The sequence below is a fragment of the Bacillus sp. COPE52 genome, from assembly GCF_003355115.1.
Classification (GTDB): Bacteria; Bacillota; Bacilli; order Bacillales; family Bacillaceae_G; genus Bacillus_A; species Bacillus_A toyonensis.
Genome location: NZ_CP031292.1, coordinates 2472364 through 2489709, shown reverse-complemented (window position 1 = coordinate 2489709; position 17346 = coordinate 2472364). Strand labels below are relative to the sequence as shown.

The 17346-nt window shown below is 31.7% G+C and carries 13 protein-coding genes and 2 pseudogenes; 4 read left to right on the top strand and 11 right to left on the bottom strand.

Translation table 11 applies throughout. The features are described from left to right. Window positions 1–1547: chitin-binding protein (locus tag DPQ31_RS12300; protein ID WP_208731966.1), on the bottom strand; the 1547-nt coding region annotated here is incomplete at its 3' end. A gap of 80 nt (window positions 1548–1627) precedes the next feature. After that, a pseudogene (locus DPQ31_RS12295) lies at window positions 1628–2023 on the bottom strand (carbohydrate-binding protein); the annotation flags it as partial. A 1449-nt stretch (window positions 2024–3472) separates the two neighbouring features. Between DPQ31_RS12295 and DPQ31_RS12290 the strand changes: the two are divergent. After that, complete coding sequence (locus DPQ31_RS12290) at window positions 3473–3838, top strand: DUF3221 domain-containing protein (protein WP_223268709.1); 366 nt, start codon at window positions 3473–3475, stop codon at window positions 3836–3838. A gap of 355 nt (window positions 3839–4193) precedes the next feature. Here DPQ31_RS12290 and DPQ31_RS12285 read toward each other — a convergent pair whose 3' ends face one another. After that, window positions 4194–4667 carry a GNAT family N-acetyltransferase gene (locus tag DPQ31_RS12285; protein WP_097959819.1) on the bottom strand — a complete coding sequence of 158 codons (474 nt, stop codon included), beginning with the start codon at window positions 4665–4667 and terminating at the stop codon, window positions 4194–4196. 143 nt (window positions 4668–4810) lie between these two features. On the opposite strand from DPQ31_RS12285, the gene DPQ31_RS12280 reads away from it, so the two are divergent. Then, window positions 4811–5251, top strand: coding sequence for a MarR family winged helix-turn-helix transcriptional regulator (locus DPQ31_RS12280; protein WP_199634412.1), 441 nt, complete (start codon window positions 4811–4813; stop codon window positions 5249–5251). 174 nt (window positions 5252–5425) lie between these two features. Here the strand turns inward: DPQ31_RS12280 and DPQ31_RS12275 are convergent, their stop codons facing one another. The 3 genes from DPQ31_RS12275 to DPQ31_RS12265 form a co-directional block, all read right to left on the bottom strand. Further along, window positions 5426–8026, bottom strand: a complete 2601-nt coding sequence (locus tag DPQ31_RS12275) for a putative mucin/carbohydrate-binding domain-containing protein (protein ID WP_208731965.1) — start codon at window positions 8024–8026, stop codon at window positions 5426–5428. Between the two features lie 789 nt (window positions 8027–8815). After that, window positions 8816–9151, bottom strand: coding sequence for a hypothetical protein (locus DPQ31_RS12270; RefSeq protein WP_208731964.1), 336 nt, complete (start codon window positions 9149–9151; stop codon window positions 8816–8818). A 364-nt stretch (window positions 9152–9515) separates the two neighbouring features. Continuing rightward, the gene (locus DPQ31_RS12265) at window positions 9516–9794 is read right to left on the bottom strand and encodes an AbrB/MazE/SpoVT family DNA-binding domain-containing protein (RefSeq protein ID WP_061530086.1); all 279 of its coding nucleotides are present in this window, start codon (window positions 9792–9794) and stop codon (window positions 9516–9518) included. 413 nt (window positions 9795–10207) lie between these two features. Here DPQ31_RS12265 and DPQ31_RS12260 point away from each other — a divergent pair, with 413 nt between their 5' ends. Further along, window positions 10208–11758 (top strand): glycine betaine transporter OpuD, encoded by a 1551-nt coding sequence (locus DPQ31_RS12260; RefSeq protein WP_199634415.1) that lies wholly within the window; start codon window positions 10208–10210, stop codon window positions 11756–11758. A gap of 243 nt (window positions 11759–12001) precedes the next feature. Here the strand turns inward: DPQ31_RS12260 and DPQ31_RS12255 are convergent, their stop codons facing one another. Both DPQ31_RS12255 and DPQ31_RS12250 read right to left on the bottom strand, forming a co-directional pair. Further along, a complete protein-coding gene (locus tag DPQ31_RS12255) occupies window positions 12002–12760 on the bottom strand; it encodes a DUF975 family protein (protein ID WP_199634416.1) in 759 nt (252 codons plus the stop codon). Between the two features lie 508 nt (window positions 12761–13268). Then, window positions 13269–14252, bottom strand: a complete 984-nt coding sequence (locus DPQ31_RS12250; protein WP_208731963.1) for a glycerophosphodiester phosphodiesterase family protein — start codon at window positions 14250–14252, stop codon at window positions 13269–13271. Window positions 14253–14689: 437 nt separating this feature from the next. Between DPQ31_RS12250 and DPQ31_RS12245 the strand changes: the two genes are divergently transcribed. Beyond that, the gene (locus tag DPQ31_RS12245; protein WP_208731962.1) at window positions 14690–15097 is read left to right on the top strand and encodes a hypothetical protein; all 408 of its coding nucleotides are present in this window, start codon (window positions 14690–14692) and stop codon (window positions 15095–15097) included. A gap of 496 nt (window positions 15098–15593) precedes the next feature. Here DPQ31_RS12245 and DPQ31_RS12240 read toward each other — a convergent pair whose 3' ends face one another. From DPQ31_RS12240 to DPQ31_RS12230, 3 genes and pseudogenes are all read right to left on the bottom strand, one after another. Then, window positions 15594–15791 (bottom strand): aspartyl-phosphate phosphatase Spo0E family protein, encoded by a 198-nt coding sequence (locus DPQ31_RS12240; RefSeq protein ID WP_208731961.1) that lies wholly within the window; start codon window positions 15789–15791, stop codon window positions 15594–15596. A 187-nt stretch (window positions 15792–15978) separates the two neighbouring features. After that, a pseudogene (locus DPQ31_RS29845) lies at window positions 15979–16434 on the bottom strand (hypothetical protein). 63 nt (window positions 16435–16497) lie between these two features. Then, complete coding sequence (locus DPQ31_RS12230; RefSeq protein WP_208731960.1) at window positions 16498–17097, bottom strand: hypothetical protein; 600 nt, start codon at window positions 17095–17097, stop codon at window positions 16498–16500. Between the last annotated feature and the right edge of the window lie 249 nt (window positions 17098–17346).

Sequence of the window (17346 nt, the reverse complement as noted above, 5' to 3'; positions counted from 1 at the left end):
CTATCAAAGTAGTTATGTGGTACACCTGCTTTTAGATCAATTTGCATTTCTTCTGTTGATTTATTTAAATTTACTTTCGCAAATTCAAAATCGCCAATTCCTTTCAGTGACCATGCAAATTGGTCTCCTTCTAAGATACCATCTCTAATTGGTACATGGTCTTTTATTTGAGTAATAAGATCCATCATCGGTCGCGGTTCATTCGCAAAGACGGAAATGATACTGTTATTTAATTCTTTCCACTCAGCATCTGTTACATTTGGATTTTGTAACATAAGGGAAACGTAATCATTCCATACTAAAAAATTGATTGGTAAAATATTGGTGGATATTTTATAAATTGCAATTTTATTATCTGTTGAAGTCATCGCTTTCGCTAACCAGCGTAATCGCTCTGATTGATCTAGTTTTACTGGGTCACGTTCAGCATTTTCAAATAGTAGCATATATGGCACTTGATTTGTCGGGCTATTATCTGACCAAGGAATAACAGTTGCATCATGACGGCTCGACTGACCCCATCCAGATATATCATATCCTAAATTCCAAGAAGATGGCTTGTTATTCCATATAAGTGCACAATGTCCAGGTTGTCCAACAGGCATAGCTGCCACTCCAAATGCTTGGCTTACTTGCGTACCAAACTTCGAAATATTACCGCATACCCCGCCAAATCTATAAATGGAAGAAAGATTCCAACCTAAACCGTAGAATGCATCATTTCCAGCTTGAATGCTAACTCCATCTTTGTTATGGGTTACATAATCAATCAAATATGCACTTTCCCCTACCTTATCTTGGTTTTTAAGTTCTGGATGTTCCGTATTAATCATATTTCTTGCCCAAGTTAAATCTTCTTCTGGTGACCAAGTATTCACTACTAATCTTAAATGCCAAACATCATATGTTCTAAAGCAAGGAAGTAACTCATTATTTTGATCTGCTGATTTATAATGTTGGTACCTTGTTAATGGATTAATAGGCTGATTGTTTGTCCAATATTTTATAGGTTCAGCATGAGCTAACGATGTAGCTACCGCTAATTTCAAATACAACCCTTCGTGAGAATCTGCATCCGCATTCCAGATTGTATTCCATATCTCAAGTGCATTTACAGGATTTTTTCCCGTTGGACTACCACCTTCAAGATAGGTATTCAACACGCTTGTATTTTTCATAGCCCAGCTAAGAAATTTCTGATGGTCAGCATCTTTTTTTGCAAATGCATCCATTGTTGTAGCACCTGATTGTGATATAAATTGCCACTGAGCCAAAGCTGCTGCAAATACTGGATCTGCAAGCTTCTTTTTCAAGTTTTCTTCAGTCATACCCCCAACATTTCCATTTAAATATGCTGTGAGATTTTTCAAATGGGCTTCAAAATTACCATTTGCAATGGCTTGATCTGTCTGTTGATTCAATGTTTCTAAAGTGAATGTTTCTTGATTGAATGACATTGTTTCAGCTGAAACCTTTGTATGCGGAATCGTAGCAATACTTCCTAAAATAATAGGCATAGTTAATAATAAAGATGAAATCCTTCTCAAAATAATTTCTCCTTTTTTGTTTTTGACTTTTGACTGTTGCATGATTCTCATTTATATATAATAATTCCCATGCCATCAACTTAAAAATTTAAAATAAGCGGGCTCCATAACGATAAAACAAATAGCCAATTCGGGTCACCCTTTCCTTGATGATTTTGAACAGCTTCATACACCTTCCCTTGATGTTCTACTTTATCTCCCTTTGTATATGCCTTCTTCGGATCCCATTTTTCATAAGATACATTTTGATCTTTTGTTTTTACCGGAAGAATGTTACTTTGAATTGATGTATTTCCAGCTGCATCTACAGCCTTCACTGTATATTTATATTCCTTACTAGCTGTTAAGTTCTGATCAGTAAATGTTACTCCTTGTACCGTTTGAATCCATTTTCCATCACGTAATACCTGATATTCTTTTATACCTACATTATCTGTAGAAGGATTCCATTTTAGCTCTACACTGTTAGCGGTTACCATCACTAAATTTTGTGTTTTTCGTTTCTATCACCTTTTCATAATATCCCTCCGCTATATTTCTAGATACTTAAAATATGAATATGTAAGTAATAGATATTACTTACATATTCATATTATCTATTTACACATATTTACACAATTTAACATAAATATACTCATTTATATAAGAAAATGGATACATTTCAATTCAATTAAAAAGAAGAATAATCAAATGAATGTATGAGAAAAAACAGATTTTAATACATTTATTTTAAAAAACACATAAAATATTTAAAAATGTCGAAATATTAACACACTATGTTCTCATAAAAAAACTTCTAGACAGTTATAACTAATCACCTAAACTCAGATATAACAGTACTTTAAAAAGAACGTCATCCTAATTGGGATCACCATATCATTTTTATGAATTTGTACGCTAAGAAATTTATAAATGAAGAAATCATTTATGTAAAAATAAACAAATGTTTGTTTATTTATTTTAGTTATGAATCAATTTGTGAGATATGAGTATGGGTTTAAGTTGCGGGGTTCAATTGTCTGCTTAGTTAATTTCTTATTTATTATATAAATTTTATATAGCAAAGAAAAAAGCATCCGCTACGGATGCTTCCTCTAAAAATTTATAATATGTGATTTTAAATATTCTATTCTTTTTTGGTCATAGATTGTCCCATCTTTTTCTAGAATATTCGCATCAACAAATCAAGAAAATTTAGGTTGGACTGTGGGTACCATCTTACCGTTAATAAGATAATAGTAGGTTGATTGTACTTCCATATGAAAATTTTTCCTTTTTCATACCGATCACACACTTTTTTAGAGTAATAGCATCAGTATGTCCAAGATGTAGAGGTTTTTTGCAATTCCCCTAAAATTTTTCGCACCAGAACTTTTAATTATACATCAATATTTAATTTCCTTTTATAGATAAAATAAATCCCTAATAACCCCAAAAACAGATAAACATTTCTATATACACATAATATTATATTCTTAAATAATCTCATTATACTACTAAAAAATACAAAAAATTATCTATATTTAGTCAAAATGTATCTAGTCTTCTATTTAAGATATAAGTTTTTTAGCCAAACTAGATTATTAGAATCGACACTTTTGTGTACATTTATATTACTTATGATTTACTATTAATTCCCAACTTACAAAAATGGGATATATTTATTCATTTTAACTCGTTTTTACGTAGTTTATGAGAAGAAATATATTATTTTTGAAGGTACAATTAATAGTTAATTTGGTGAAATATAACATATATTATCTTTAATTAATACCCAATTGAAAAAACAATGGATCAATTGTGACATAATTGTTAGATTTAGGAATACCAAAAGGCATTCTATATATAAATAGAAAGGTGATCGTGTACGGATAAAATGTAAGGGGGATTTATATTATGTTTTCAAAAAACAAAAATTAGTAACAGTGGTAACCACTTTAACACTAGGATGTGGATTAGCTTTTGGATTAACTCCTATTTCGGCAGATTCTATAAGTAACCCTACTCCTATTAACGAAGAACAAATACGAATACAGATACCTTTCACTGGATATTTTATTTCAGCAGATGATAATTATTTAGTTGTAGCTGACACTAACACAAAAGTGGAGGCACTCTCTTATCAAAATAATTGGTGGGAATTAGCCTCTCAAAATATAATCTTACGTGTCCCTATTACTAGCAAAGATAACTACAGTATAGGTGAAAAACTAAATATATTTTCCGTGGGATGGACTCACTCTATTCCACCAATTGCTTCTATGCCTGTTATCGAAAAAATAATTGAATAAATTATATATTTTTTATAAAGGAAGATATCCATTATTTGTAATACTGAAACTAAGATAATTAAATAAATATTATTATTACTACACGACGACACATGTTGTTTAACAAGGTAGTTTTAAGGCGTATCAACACTTTGTATGATACGCCTATTTTTCATGGTTTTTCCTTCGTTTTATCACTACGTTTTGTAGATTTATTGAAACTTTTATCGCTACATTTGATTTTTTTTCATCACTTTTAAATAACCAGTTTAAGAGAAGCAATTGATTGCTTAGTTGAAATTCATGTTTGTATTTGTGTAAAAATAAAGCTCCTTCAATACTTTCCTTTTAATAGATGCGTTTAATACACCTAATTTTAAAAAGATTTTATATACCATGCATTCATAGTGGAGTGTTCAGAACCTGGTAGGGGTTCATGTAAAATTATAAATCCAAATTTTTCATATAATAGACATGCAGTTTTTAATTCATGCATTGTTTCTAAATAGCACTTTTCATAATGTTTAGAGGCAAATGACAAAGCTGTTTCCATTAATTTCTTGGAAAACCCTAGACCTTGTGCTTTTGGACTTAAGTATAGCTTTTGTAATTCGCAAACTTTATCATGTTCGTTAAACGGTGCTATACCAATTCCACCAACAACTTCTCCTTCCATTTCTACTACCCAATAGTTCGCATGTTTTAGATTATTATAATATTGATGTAGGTCATTAAGTTGAGGGTCAAAATAAGCTGTTCCAGGAAGCGCTAATCCAAGTGATTTTAATGAACCTTGTATAATTTCTTTTACTTTTGCATTGTCTTCTTTTTTCATTTTTCGAATAATCATATACGATCTCCTTCAATTAGGTTTTAATAAAGATTGCGACAGATTTTTGAAAATGGCATCTTTAAAACATTGACTAAGTCCACATTTTAAGGGTACAGTTATATTAATATTAAATGTGGACTTAGTCAACTAAAGGAGGATCTATGGATAAAAAAATTATTTATGACATCAGACAATTCAACCGTTTTTATACAAAGGTACTTGGTTTATTTAATAACCAGATTCTAGATACAGATTATTCATTAACCGAAACACGAATACTATTTGAAATAAGCGAAAGAACAGAGTGTATTGCGAATAATCTTGTGCAAGAACTTAATATTGATAGAAGCTATATGAGCAGAATGTTACGTAGATTTGAGAAGGAAGGATTAATAGAGAAAAGAAGCTCAATAAAAGACAGCAGAAAGAACTTTCTCTTTTTGACAAAAAAAGGAGAGGAACTACTAGATATAATTCATATTCAGTCAGATGAACAAATAAATCAATTGTTTAACGGACTAAGTGATAGTGAGATTAATGAAATTCGTATTTCCATGATGATAATAAAAGAAAAATTAGATAAAAATATTAAACAAAAATAGATGTGTCAATCCTTAGAACATTAGCTATAACTTGTTTTTTTGAATAGGTATAAATATATATAAGATCTAATGTGCCTATAGAATTCATCATACATCATTATCAATAGTTAACTCTTTTTTTTATAATAAAAAAGATGTCCAAAAAAAATTATATTTTTTAGACATCTTTTTAATCTATTTTATTAATAATCCCGTAGAAGTAACTTGATATGTTCTTTTCTTACCCATAAATTCCTGTTTACTATTCTCAAGATTAATTAGTAAAGCTCTTGTCTTTTCCTTTTGTGCTTCTCCTTCTATATGGTTAAATTCAATATAGTCTCCTATTTTTACTGGAACAGTTTGAATTTCAGCGGCTTGTTGTCTATTTCCTACAATTTCTTTATTGTACAAAATATTGCCCGATGAGTTTTGAACTTTAATGCTAGCATACGTACTAGTAAAATAGGAGTGTGGTATACCGGCTTCTAATTTGATCTGCATTTTTTCTGTTGCTTTGTTATACTCTACTTTTGCGATCTCTCGATCATTATATCCCTTTAAAGACCAGCTAAATTGATTTCCATCTAAAACTGTTGTTTCCGGCATTTTCTCTACTTTCTTCAGACCTTCTTTTGTAACTTCGTACATTGCTTTTTTTCCAAAGCTCTCTTGTTTACTATTATCGACATTTGTGAAAGTAGCTCTATGCACACCTTCTAAATGTGTTAACTCGATATAATCTCCTACTTTGACTGGTACCTTTTGTGATTCAGCATTTTGCTGTTTGTTTCCATAAATGTCTTTATTGTATACTACTTTCCCCGATGCATTTTGTACTTTAATACTCGCGTATGTTTCATTAAAATAATGATGCGGTATGCCTGCTTTTAAGTCCACTTGCATTTCTTCTGTCGACTTATTGAAATTGATTTTAGCAAACTCAAAATCACTGATTCCTTTTAGCGACCATGCAAATTGATTTCCATCCAAAATTGTTGCTTCTGGCATTTTTTCTACTTTCTTCAGACCTTTTTTTGTAACTTCGTATATGGCTTTTTTTCCAAAGCTCTCTTGTTTACTATTATCGACATTTGTGAAAGTAGCTCTATGCACACCTTCTAAATGTGTTAACTCGATATAATCTCCTACTTTGACTGGTACCTTTTGTGATTCAGCATTTTGTTGTTTGTTTCCATAAACGTCTTTCTTGTATACTACTTTTCCTGATGCATTTTGTACTTTAATACTCGCATACGTTTCATTAAAATAATGATGCGGTACGCCTGCTTTTAAGTCGATTTGCATTTCTTCTGTCGGCTTATTGAAATTGATTTTAGCAAACTCGAAATCACTAATTCCTTTTAGTGACCATGCAAACTGTTTTCCTTCTAAAATATTATTTCCATTAGGCATATCTGGTTTAATTGGATTAGAATCCGTCCCCTTCCAAATTTCTGCTGTTAAAATTGGATATCCTAATGCAGCTACTTTTTGAATGGTATCGTTATTTGGACGTAATCCCCACTTCTCAAAGAAAGGAATCAAATTTTGTTTGGCTACTTTTGATGCTGAAATCATAAATAATTGTTTTTTATTTTCGTCAGTTTGTGGAAGTTCACCTGAAGGCATGTCTCTATACAATTGATGCAATTTAGGATAGAAATCCTCTCCATACGCTAACTGTAGTTGCCAAAGCATAACAAGTTTTACAAAAACATCACTAATTTCGTCATAATTTTTATTCGCTTGTTCTAGATATTGAAATGCTTTTGGATAAATTCCACTTTTCTCTAAGTTGGATGGTTGATTAAATGCTTTTTCTACAGTAAGGCTGTATATATTATTTTGTACTTCTGTCATATTATAAAACTTCCAAGGTGATTGTTGTCTCAAATGTCCTGCCTCGTGCCATGGACCCCAGCCATCTTTTACAAATTTATTAATATCTAACACGTATTGGATTGCATCTCCTACATATGCAGTTCGATAAGAAGTTGCATACATATAATAATCAGGAGAATGATTTTCCTCTACGTAATGAACATAATGTTTATCTACTTGTTCTTCGGATAATCCAGCTACTTTGTCTTGAATTCGAGTAGCTTCATCCATCTTTTTTAAGAGTTGTACAGGATCTGTATTAGAACCCAACAAATATTTCTTAACACGTGCCGGGCTGGCCGTTATTAATACACGTTCTCCTTTTAGCTCCACTGCATGTGCATTAGGATATTGGTCTAGCATGTTTATTAAATCTTGTTTCGTATGCTTGCCTAGTTCAAAGAAAGGAGTATTCGTTCCACCTGTTGTGATTGTTGTTCGAATGGTACCACCTTGTTGTTTATTATAAAAATATATCATCCCCCCATTTGGAGATTGGATTGTGTTTATACCAGGTTTTAATGTGAATGATTTTATCTTAGAATCTTCTCTCCAAGAAGCATCATACGAATACGTTCCAATATATACCTGAATATCTTGATTACCTTCTACATTAATCGTTATTTGTTCATTTGGCTTTGCATATAAACCAGTTGGTTCATATGGACTAAATGCCATATTTTTTCTTTCCTGTTGTTTCAGTACCTCAACATCCCCTTTTCCTGGGACCGTAAATGCTCTATTTTCTGATTTAACTGACTTTTCACTTTGCAGTGATGTCGATAAATTTTTTTGCTGCTCCTTTTGCTCCGCAAAGACATCCGATGAAGAAATCATTCCAGTCGCAAGTATAGTTAATGTTGCAGTAGCTACAAGTATTCTTTTGGTTTTATGTTTTGATTTATTCCCCATAGTATCTCCCTCTCATTCCCTTGATAAATTTAAAAGTTTTCATTTCCTTAGCATGTGTTTACGTGCAAAAACAGTTCATGAACTTGTATTTATTACTTTTTACATAGCCCTCCCTTTACTCTGTTTATAATTATATTTAGATGTTATTTTATGACACATATAAATACAACTTTATAAAATATCTATCAAAAACGTGTATTTATGTTTTAATCTAGTATTCCTAACTGTCTTACAAATCAAATAAATTACACAAAGGTAGTCATTTCGTGTGAATAATACATTAAATCTAATTAATTACAGAATAATAATTCACAAAAAATTAATATTCTGTAAAATTCCAGAAAGTAAATAGCTATAGGCGGATTTGTCATATATACATTGACACCGCTAAGTCATTTACTACCATCAGAATACTTCATTCTTTTTTCTCTTATAGTTTAAGTTTTTAAATTATTGGGAGATAAAAGCTTCATCTTTTCCTAGGATTCCACAGAAAAGATAGCGTAGTTTTTATATTTTATCATTTTAGCCAAGAAGACTCCTTCCTCAAGGAACGCTAAGTGAGTAGGTGGGAGATGAATTGGCTAAAATGATAAAATTCTTTTCCTTCCTCGAACAGTGTTTTTACATCTTCCATTGAATAGACGGTGCCTCTTTCATCAGCTAAACAAGAACATTCTCTAGACTCCCCATTATCTTCTTGTACTTCTACTGGAATAACACGATAAAACTTAGGACCTCTTCTATAAACAGGTATTTATTTCATCACCCTTAGTTTTAAAACGTTTCCTACATAAGCTTAATGACTGATAACCGCTTGCGTTTACCATCACGTATGAAGTTTATGCCAATACTTCCCTTCTGATTAGATGACAGATTAAGCAACCTACCTTCACGGATACAATTCTTTGAATCAATAAATGCTGGACGGTAAACACAACCCCATGATGATATTTCCAAAGGTATATTTGAATCTGGATGTTTACGCCAACGTTCTTCCTCCTGAGAGTCTATAAGATATTGCTTCTGTGATTCATCAATTTCACGTTCCTCAGCTGATATATCAAGAAATTGAATCAACTCGTTAATAGCTTTATAATTTTCAACTTTTGTAAGTTTCTTCAAAATTTCCCCACCACTTAACAACCCTAATTATCATTTATTTTTCTTTATAACCTGATTCTATGATATAATCATAATGAGTCGGGGAATCACTCTCCCCTCTATGTACTTATATTTTATCTATTCATTTTGGCGTTTAGACCTTTAAAGCTAAGCGTCCTTTTTCTTTTTTACCCTATAATTCAGCATCTCGTACTAAATTATTTGCTAATATTCTCAAAACAAACAATACAGGATCTATTTAGCGGATTAATTCAACATAAGATTAAATGTAGACTATTAATTAGGGATTTAGTTTTTTATTAAACATTATGGTACGTGAAATTTTATATTTCTACTATAAAAAAAAGCCCCTTGAAAGGAGCATTTATTTTACAAGATACTGTTCTACTTCTTTTAGTAATAATTCTGCACCTTCTGGACTTAATGTTATCTTACCATTTGCTAATGCTATGTTATGATTTGACACTTCTCCTGTTAATGCACAAACACCACCAGGCTGATACTTCTGTAAAACAATGTCTTCCCCTTCTACAAAAATCTCTAATGGTGATTTTTCTTTAATACCAAGCGTATTTCTAAGTTCCTTTGGAATTACTACACGCCCTAATTCATCTACTTTTCTAGTTACTCCGGTTGCTTTCATCTAGTCTCTTTCCCCATTTCATTATCAATTTGTACCTAAGTTATTCTTAACTATTGTAACAGGCTTTCGCCATAAAGGGGTATTACCACATTACTATAAACCTAACAGAACAGGTTACCCCAAAAAAGCCAAAAATGAAATTTTGTGCTATAAAAAATTTTTTCTATTTAGGGTGTACCTTAAATTATTAGCTTAATTGGCATGTGGTGCTACCCCAGTAGGCGATTCAAGCAAAGCATTGTAACAAAAATGTACAGTATTTTTACAGTGCAAACAATTCTTAACGTGGGTTTTATGTTAGTACGTTGGCTGTACCCAATATCACCTATGAAAAACGAATTTTTTGACAATTAACCCTATCATTGTTATTATTAATATAATTTTTAACTTTATTAAATAAAAGGTGGGATTCTATGATAAAAAAAGAAAACAGTGTATTCTATATCTCCATCTTGCTTACAACCTTATTTATTATATGGGGTATAATTCCAGCAAGTTGGATACAAAGCTATGATTTACAAAGTGTTACCTCTTCTTTAAACGCATTTATTCTCAATAAGTTTGGATGGTTTTACTCTCTACTTATGACCACAATGATTATTTTAGCTGGTTATTTAGCATTTTCACAGTATGGCTCCATTCGTCTTGGTAAAGATGATGAAAAACCGCAATATAGTTACCTCTCTTGGCTTTCCATGCTATTTGGAGCAGGAATGGGCATCGGACTTCTCTTTTATGGAATTACTGAACCCATTTCACACTTTGGAGCACCGCTTACCGGTGAACCTGGAACTGAGGAAAGCGCAAAACTTGCTATGCAATATTCATTTTTCCACTGGGGTCTCTTCCCTTGGTCACTTTATGCAATGGTCGCTCTAACAATTGCATATTTTACATTCCGAAAACAAAAAGGTAGTACAATTGGCGCTACAGTTACTCCACTATTTAATCGATCGAAACATTCTCCTATTGGAAAAACAGTAGATATTTTGGCTGTTTTAGCAACTGTATTTGGAATCGTACCATCCGTAGGCATTGGTGCACAACAAATCGCTGGAGGATTAAGCTATTTATTCCCTTCTATTAATAATACAATTGGTACTCAACTCATACTTATTGCAATTTTTACTGTACTCTATCTAACAAGTGCACAAACTGGCTTAGATCGTGGGATTAAATATTTGAGTAACTTAAACTTCTCCCTCGCTGGAATATTACTCGTTTCCTTTTTAATTTTAGGGCCAACTATCTTTATCATGAAGTATTTTACTTCCACACTAGGCTCTTATATTGGAGCATTACCAAGCATGGGATTAAATTTAGGTGCTTTTAGCAAAGAATCCTCTTCTTGGATTGAAAATTGGACTATTTTTTACTGGGGTTGGTGGATTTCTTGGTCTCCATTCGTCGGTACATTCATTGCCCGTGTTTCTCGGGGACGTACAATTCGTGAATTCATTATCGGCGTCGTATTAATCCCAACATTCATTTGTACATTTTGGTTCGCTGTCTTTGGCGGTACAGCTATTCATATGGAAATGTTCCAATCACTTGGAATTGCTGATGAAATTGCGAAAAATGGTACCGAAATTGGTTTATTCGCTGTCATTTCGCATTTACCATTCTCAACATTTTTGACCATTATTGGACTAATTTTAGTCGCAACATTCTTCGTTACCTCTGCTGACTCCGCAACATTTGTTGTTGCTATGCAAACAAGCAATGGTAACTTATCACCGAAAAACAGTTTGAAGCTTATTTGGGGATTAACAATTGCAGCTATTGCAGCCATTCTCTTGCAAGCTGGTGGGTTAAATGCACTGCAAATTGCAGCGATCATAGCAGCTTTACCATTCTCTCTTGTAGTCGTTCTTATGGTCACGTCGCTCTTTAAAGAATTACGAAAAGAGAATATCATTACTCAAACGAAACAATCACCGCAAAAAATAAAAAAAGTTATATAATAGAAAAGCACCTCTTCTTTGCTAGAGAGGTGCTTTTCTATTATTTAATCTTACTGTATTGGGGTAACCGCCACTATTTCCTCCAACTCGCAACATGTTTGCGGTATCCTTGCTCAAATCATAATAAATATCATGTATCTAGCAGCTTAACTCTTTTAATATAATACTTAAAAATAGATATGCTTAATTGCATAACCACTATCAAGATAGTATTCACTTTCCTTATACATACTTTTTTCCTATTTATATACTTACCTTCGCTTCTCCAATATCCTGTTTTTTAATTAAATTTAAGTAAAAATGTGAGACAGTTGTGTTGTAATAAGGAGAAATAAAAATAAATGATAGATTAAATGTAAACATTCCGATAAATGCAGCTAATAAAAACCAACCAATAAATGATAACCAAAGAACAAATAACTTTAGCTTTTGTCCTTTCATTATTCTTTTACTTTCTCTCAAAGCTTCACTTGCTGTATAATCAGGATTCTCTACTAATATGTAATACGACATGGAATAAGAAAAATATTTAATAATACCTGGAATAATTAATAAGAGACTCCATAAAAAAAGAAAAATAGCTTGCAGTAGCCCCAATTTCATTGATTTAAACAAATTCTTCTTTTTAAATCCCGAAAATACATCGTCCACCTTAGCATCTTCTTTTTTCCCTAAGTGTAAAGTAAAAACAGAATATCCATAATTGAAGATACCTTGTATGAGACTATAAATTAGGAAACAAACCCCACCTAAACCAATATAACTTAGAATAAGTACAGCAAGTGCTGTTGGATCTACTTGTGGTTCCCCACCAATTGAATAAATAAATAACACATCCGGGCCAATTATCCCGATAAACAGTGCAAATATTAAATACATGAAAGTGGCGATTGCTGATGCACTTAAGGTTGGTACAAAATAGAATAAAGCTGATACTCCTATACCTACTCCCCATTTCCCATCTAACGAATTAAGTGCTGCTTTCTTAAAATTTCTTGTCATACTTGTATTCCCTCCTTTTTTCTTATTTTGCTTTACTAAAAAAATAAAAGAACTTGTAGCAGGCCCCGCTACAAGTTCTTTTAGCTAAATATTTTAGCTCATCAAAACAAATTATTTATTCTACACAATCGGGGTAATGCCTAAAATATGGTTTGTTAACATCATTATATAACATAATTATGCATCTTTGTTAAAAATTCTATATCTTTAGATAAATCACTCTCCATTTTTTTACTTGCTTTTAATTTTCATGTAGTTTTATCTTTTGTAAAAAGGTTCAAAAATTATTTGTATTAAATCAATAAAAAATGTATTTAATAAACATTAAAAGATCACCTATAAAATAGGTGATCTTTCTTGTGATTTTGCACTCGTGCACTACTTTAGAAATATATCATAAATTCATCTTTTTTGTTAAATATTTAATTCTATCAATTCTAAAACAACAATTCTAGGAACTTAACGTAATACTGTAACCATATAAACACTTCGATTATTATATTATCCCTTATTTCTTAAATAAAGGTGCTATTTTATCAATGCGATTTGTCCAAATTCCACCTGTATAATCCTCAGGAAGACGCTTTATATCTTCAGGTGAGTCAAATCCACTTGAAAATCCAAATCCATTTCCCCCTACAATGATAACTCGAGTATCCGCTTTATCCATTCGATTAAGAAAACGATTTGGCCATCCCCAAAGCCAAGGAGCTACTTTGTCTGGTATATGCAACTCACCATGCTTCAGGCTTGAAGGCATGTAACCAGTCCACCCTAACGCAATATAAGTAAGAAGATCCTTTTTCATAGTTGCTTTTGACATTGTTCGTAAACTAGGGATGCGCTCTTCTATTGCAGCAATTGGTTTATCTCCACCATATACAGTTAGTTGCTCAAGGCGTTTAGCTGGTAGTTTCTTTAGGTAATCAGCCAATTGGATTCCTTCATTTTCATCATCACTTTTGATATGAATAAGAAAAGAACGATCTGGAAAATGATTAAGTACTTCATCGAGTGTTGGCATAAGATTAATCCCTTTACCACGAAACGGGAATGTTTTCCCCCCATCAGCTGTATAACCATAACCAATATCAAGTGCTTGTAATTCTTTTGTTGTAAAATCTCTTGTAACACCTTTACCATTAGTACGGCAATCAAGAGTCCAGTCATGGAAAATAACAAAATTATTATCTTTAGTAGGTTGAACATCAAACTCTACTAGATCAGCCCCAGCTTTAAATGCCGCTTCCATAGATGGAATTGTATTTTCTAAATAAGGATATTCAGGTTTATTTATACGTTCTGCAGTACATGTATCACCCTCAATCCCTTCCATGCTAAATGTTTGTGAAAGTCCTCGGTGAGCAAGAAGAATAGGAGCTCCCTCATCCCTCTTAGCAAAAAAAGAACTATTATTTACATAAACAAATACAAATAGGATAAGAATTATCCAAGTCGTTTTACGTTTTAGTAACCTTTTTATTTTAATCATTGTATTCTCCTCTTAACTATTTGTTGAAATGATTTAAACAACGTTTGTCATTTAAATACTGGTAAATGTTACAACCTATCTTATTACATTGCAATGGATATCATTGGTAAACTAAGGTTAGTACTTTGATATATAGCGGGAGGAATAGAAAGGTAATATAAATATGTTGCAATGCTTTTTCTATTAAGTAATTGTATGTCTTATGCATTGATTTGAAAAAAATCTTAGTGTTTTCCTCTCTTTCAATTAATGAAATTCAATTGATTTTTAATGAGACTATTTAACAAACGCTTATTTATTTGCTCTGACATATAGACAGAAGTAATTTCAAACAACATTATTTTAAAGCATTCATTTATTTAGTATAAAACAAAATATTTTATGTATTATGTGGAGAACAATAATTTTTAATTACAAACAAGGGAGAAGAAATAAGAATGAAAAAATTTAAAATGAGTATGGTGGCATTCGTAACGACGTTGTTAGTATTGTCGGTCCCTTTTTCTACATTTGCAAACACAATAGATCCTTTTAATTCTGGATGGGATTACTTAGGAGAACAAACGCTATATTCTAATGGTGCTGAAAGTGATGTATATGCCTCTACTGGTGGAGATTATAAGATTTGTCGAGCTGCTGAAGTAGGTTCAACTAGTAAGTTAAAGGTTGAACTATGGGAGTACGATCCTGATAGCTATAATGATTATGTAGGAGTACGATATTTAGGCCCCGGTGAATGTGGAGTTTTCAGAAATATTGGTGGCTTTGTGGATGGAGGAAATGAAGCGGAATTTTTTGCGAAATCAAGATCTAGCAGTAAGATGCATTTAATCTTTTTTGATTAATCCATTAACAAAATGAAAAATAATCCAGGTTTGATACGTAAAAGTCAAAACGACAGATGGGCAAGATTAAGTTGATAGGTTGCAATACAGCTTGCCTTAGAAGTGTTTTTGGTCTATTGGTAATAATTTTTTTACGAGTTAAGGTAAATGTATAGGTTACAGTATTTTTAAATGAAGTCGCCCTGTGCACAAATCAGTTGCGACATTTTGATGTTTTTTAAAAATTCTAAGGGAGTTTTAATCGAAAATCTTCACCTGGCGGACCGCTGTATCCCCTACTTGTTGCGCTTATACTTTCGTTGTTACCTTCTTTTTCCTCAATATATATCTTTGCACCTGTGCAGCAAGTTTTATCCTGTCCTATGCTGTTTAAATCTCTAATTGGGTTTCTTTGCCCATCCCCTTAAAAAGGGTAAATTTTAAACAAACTTAATTGAGTTTTTACACTTTCTCAATATTACAGTATCAAATTTCTTATATAATTGAATTATTCTTTTTATTTATTTTTATGTACCTGTTCCCTTTGAACCCTATTATAGGGTTCCTTTTTTATATTCAAATATTTATTAATTAATTTATCAATTTCTTGACTTAAATGGATTACTTTTGTATGACTAAAGCCATGTTTATTTACAAGTTCTACTAATTCTAATTTTTTATTTTCTATTAGATTATTTAATTTTGTCACTAACATACACTTTTTTCTTTCACACTCCCCCTGAGCAAAATAAAAAAGAGCAGTTCCCAGCCCCTGTATACTTAAGAAATTTTTTTATTGCAGTGTAAAATTTTCCGTATTCTATTATAAATGAATATACATAAAGCTAACAACAATAATTTTAGTGTGTCAATAAATAAAAAGCAGCAATATTTAATTACTGCTACAGCTTCTTTTTAAATTCATTATTTATAAAAAAGTATTCTTCCGGTCCATCAGCTTCACCATACCAAACTTCCAGCTTTATACTATGTGTCGCTACTTCTTTTAATATCACATTCATAAATGATGTAATAGGTGTCACGTTATGTTCTGTATCTCTGTAATTCTTTAGATTGGCTTTAAATGACTATTCATAACCTTTTAAATTTGTATAATCGTCATTCTCTTCTTCCTAGTTGCCTACGTGCCATCTCATATATAGAAAATCAGCTTCTGCTAATGCTTCATTTATTTGTTTCTTTGTAAATGGAAGGTCTTTACTATGATTAACTTTTATATATTCTTTAACGAACGGAAACTTTAAAGCAGCTTCTTCCCAGCTTCCTGTATTTATTAATTCAACCAACACTTTATATTCATCCTTTATAATTACTTTACCGCGAAAGACTGAATACATTTAAAATGGCACCTTTTTCACCCTCTTGAACCCATTATGAATTTAATTACCATATATCCTTAACTACACAATGGAAGGTTTTAGAAATCGTATTATGTTTCCCTTTTGGTTAAATTCACTATCGTTGTTGCAATTCTTAGAGGTAAGATCAACTAGATAACTCTCTGAAATTTTAAAAGTTCTTTCCTCATTAAACATTTTCAAAGGAACTGATACTCCAACATTATTATCCAAATGACTTAGTACCATTACAGGGATAGTTTCTCCTTTTAATAAATCAACATATGAGGTCTTAACTTTATAATAATGCCCTTCTAAAAAATGCATTTTTCCGTTTATTAAATCCACTGCAACTCCATTATTACAATACGCTAAGTTTTGATTTGAAAAATGAATATCGTCCGATACTTTAATAAATTTCATCGTTTTATTATCAAATATATAGTAACCGTCTCTTACTACAAAAAGATTATGTGGATTGATAAACTCTAGCAGATAATGTGTGATTTCAAAGCTAGTATCTCCCTCAATCATTTCTCTGTATTCTACATAAAGTTTCTCTAATTTTTTAAATGTACTTAGTTTGATTCCCTGATTTGGTCTTGATGCAAGTATTAAGTCATCTAATACCCATTTAGCCACATATGTTGACGTTGGAATCATTTACAATTTACCCCCTTCAAAATTCTATATATGAACATATAAACTATTTAAATTTAATAAATTGGGCTCTACTTAAAGTATAGGCAGAATCTATTTAATAACTAAGATAATTCTCTAACTTTTTCATATTTACTTTTTATAAATTATATTTATCAAACTCTAAAATGAAATATTTATCATTTTAGCCAAGAAGACTCCTTCCTCAAGGAACGCTAAGTGAGTAGGTGGGAGATGAATTGGCTTCGGACA

What these genes read in the sequence shown, in the direction of transcription:
- DPQ31_RS12285 (WP_097959819.1), bottom strand. Translation starts at nt 4,667, where the DNA reads ATGATTATTCGAAAAATGAAAAAAGAAGACAATGCAAAAGTAAAAGAA.
- DPQ31_RS12255 (WP_199634416.1), bottom strand. Translation starts at nt 12,760, where the DNA reads ATGACAAGAAATTTTAAGAAAGCAGCACTTAATTCGTTAGATGGGAAA.
- DPQ31_RS12230 (WP_208731960.1), bottom strand. Translation starts at nt 17,097, where the DNA reads ATGATTCCAACGTCAACATATGTGGCTAAATGGGTATTAGATGACTTA.
- DPQ31_RS12250 (WP_208731963.1), bottom strand. Translation starts at nt 14,252, where the DNA reads ATGATTAAAATAAAAAGGTTACTAAAACGTAAAACGACTTGGATAATT.
- DPQ31_RS12260 (WP_199634415.1), top strand. Translation starts at nt 10,208, where the DNA reads ATGATAAAAAAAGAAAACAGTGTATTCTATATCTCCATCTTGCTTACA.
- DPQ31_RS12240 (WP_208731961.1), bottom strand. Translation starts at nt 15,791, where the DNA reads ATGTTAGTGACAAAATTAAATAATCTAATAGAAAATAAAAAATTAGAA.
- DPQ31_RS12245 (WP_208731962.1), top strand. Translation starts at nt 14,690, where the DNA reads ATGAAAAAATTTAAAATGAGTATGGTGGCATTCGTAACGACGTTGTTA.
- DPQ31_RS12280 (WP_199634412.1), top strand. Translation starts at nt 4,811, where the DNA reads ATGGATAAAAAAATTATTTATGACATCAGACAATTCAACCGTTTTTAT.
- DPQ31_RS12265 (WP_061530086.1), bottom strand. Translation starts at nt 9,794, where the DNA reads ATGAAAGCAACCGGAGTAACTAGAAAAGTAGATGAATTAGGGCGTGTA.
- DPQ31_RS12275 (WP_208731965.1), bottom strand. Translation starts at nt 8,026, where the DNA reads ATGGGGAATAAATCAAAACATAAAACCAAAAGAATACTTGTAGCTACT.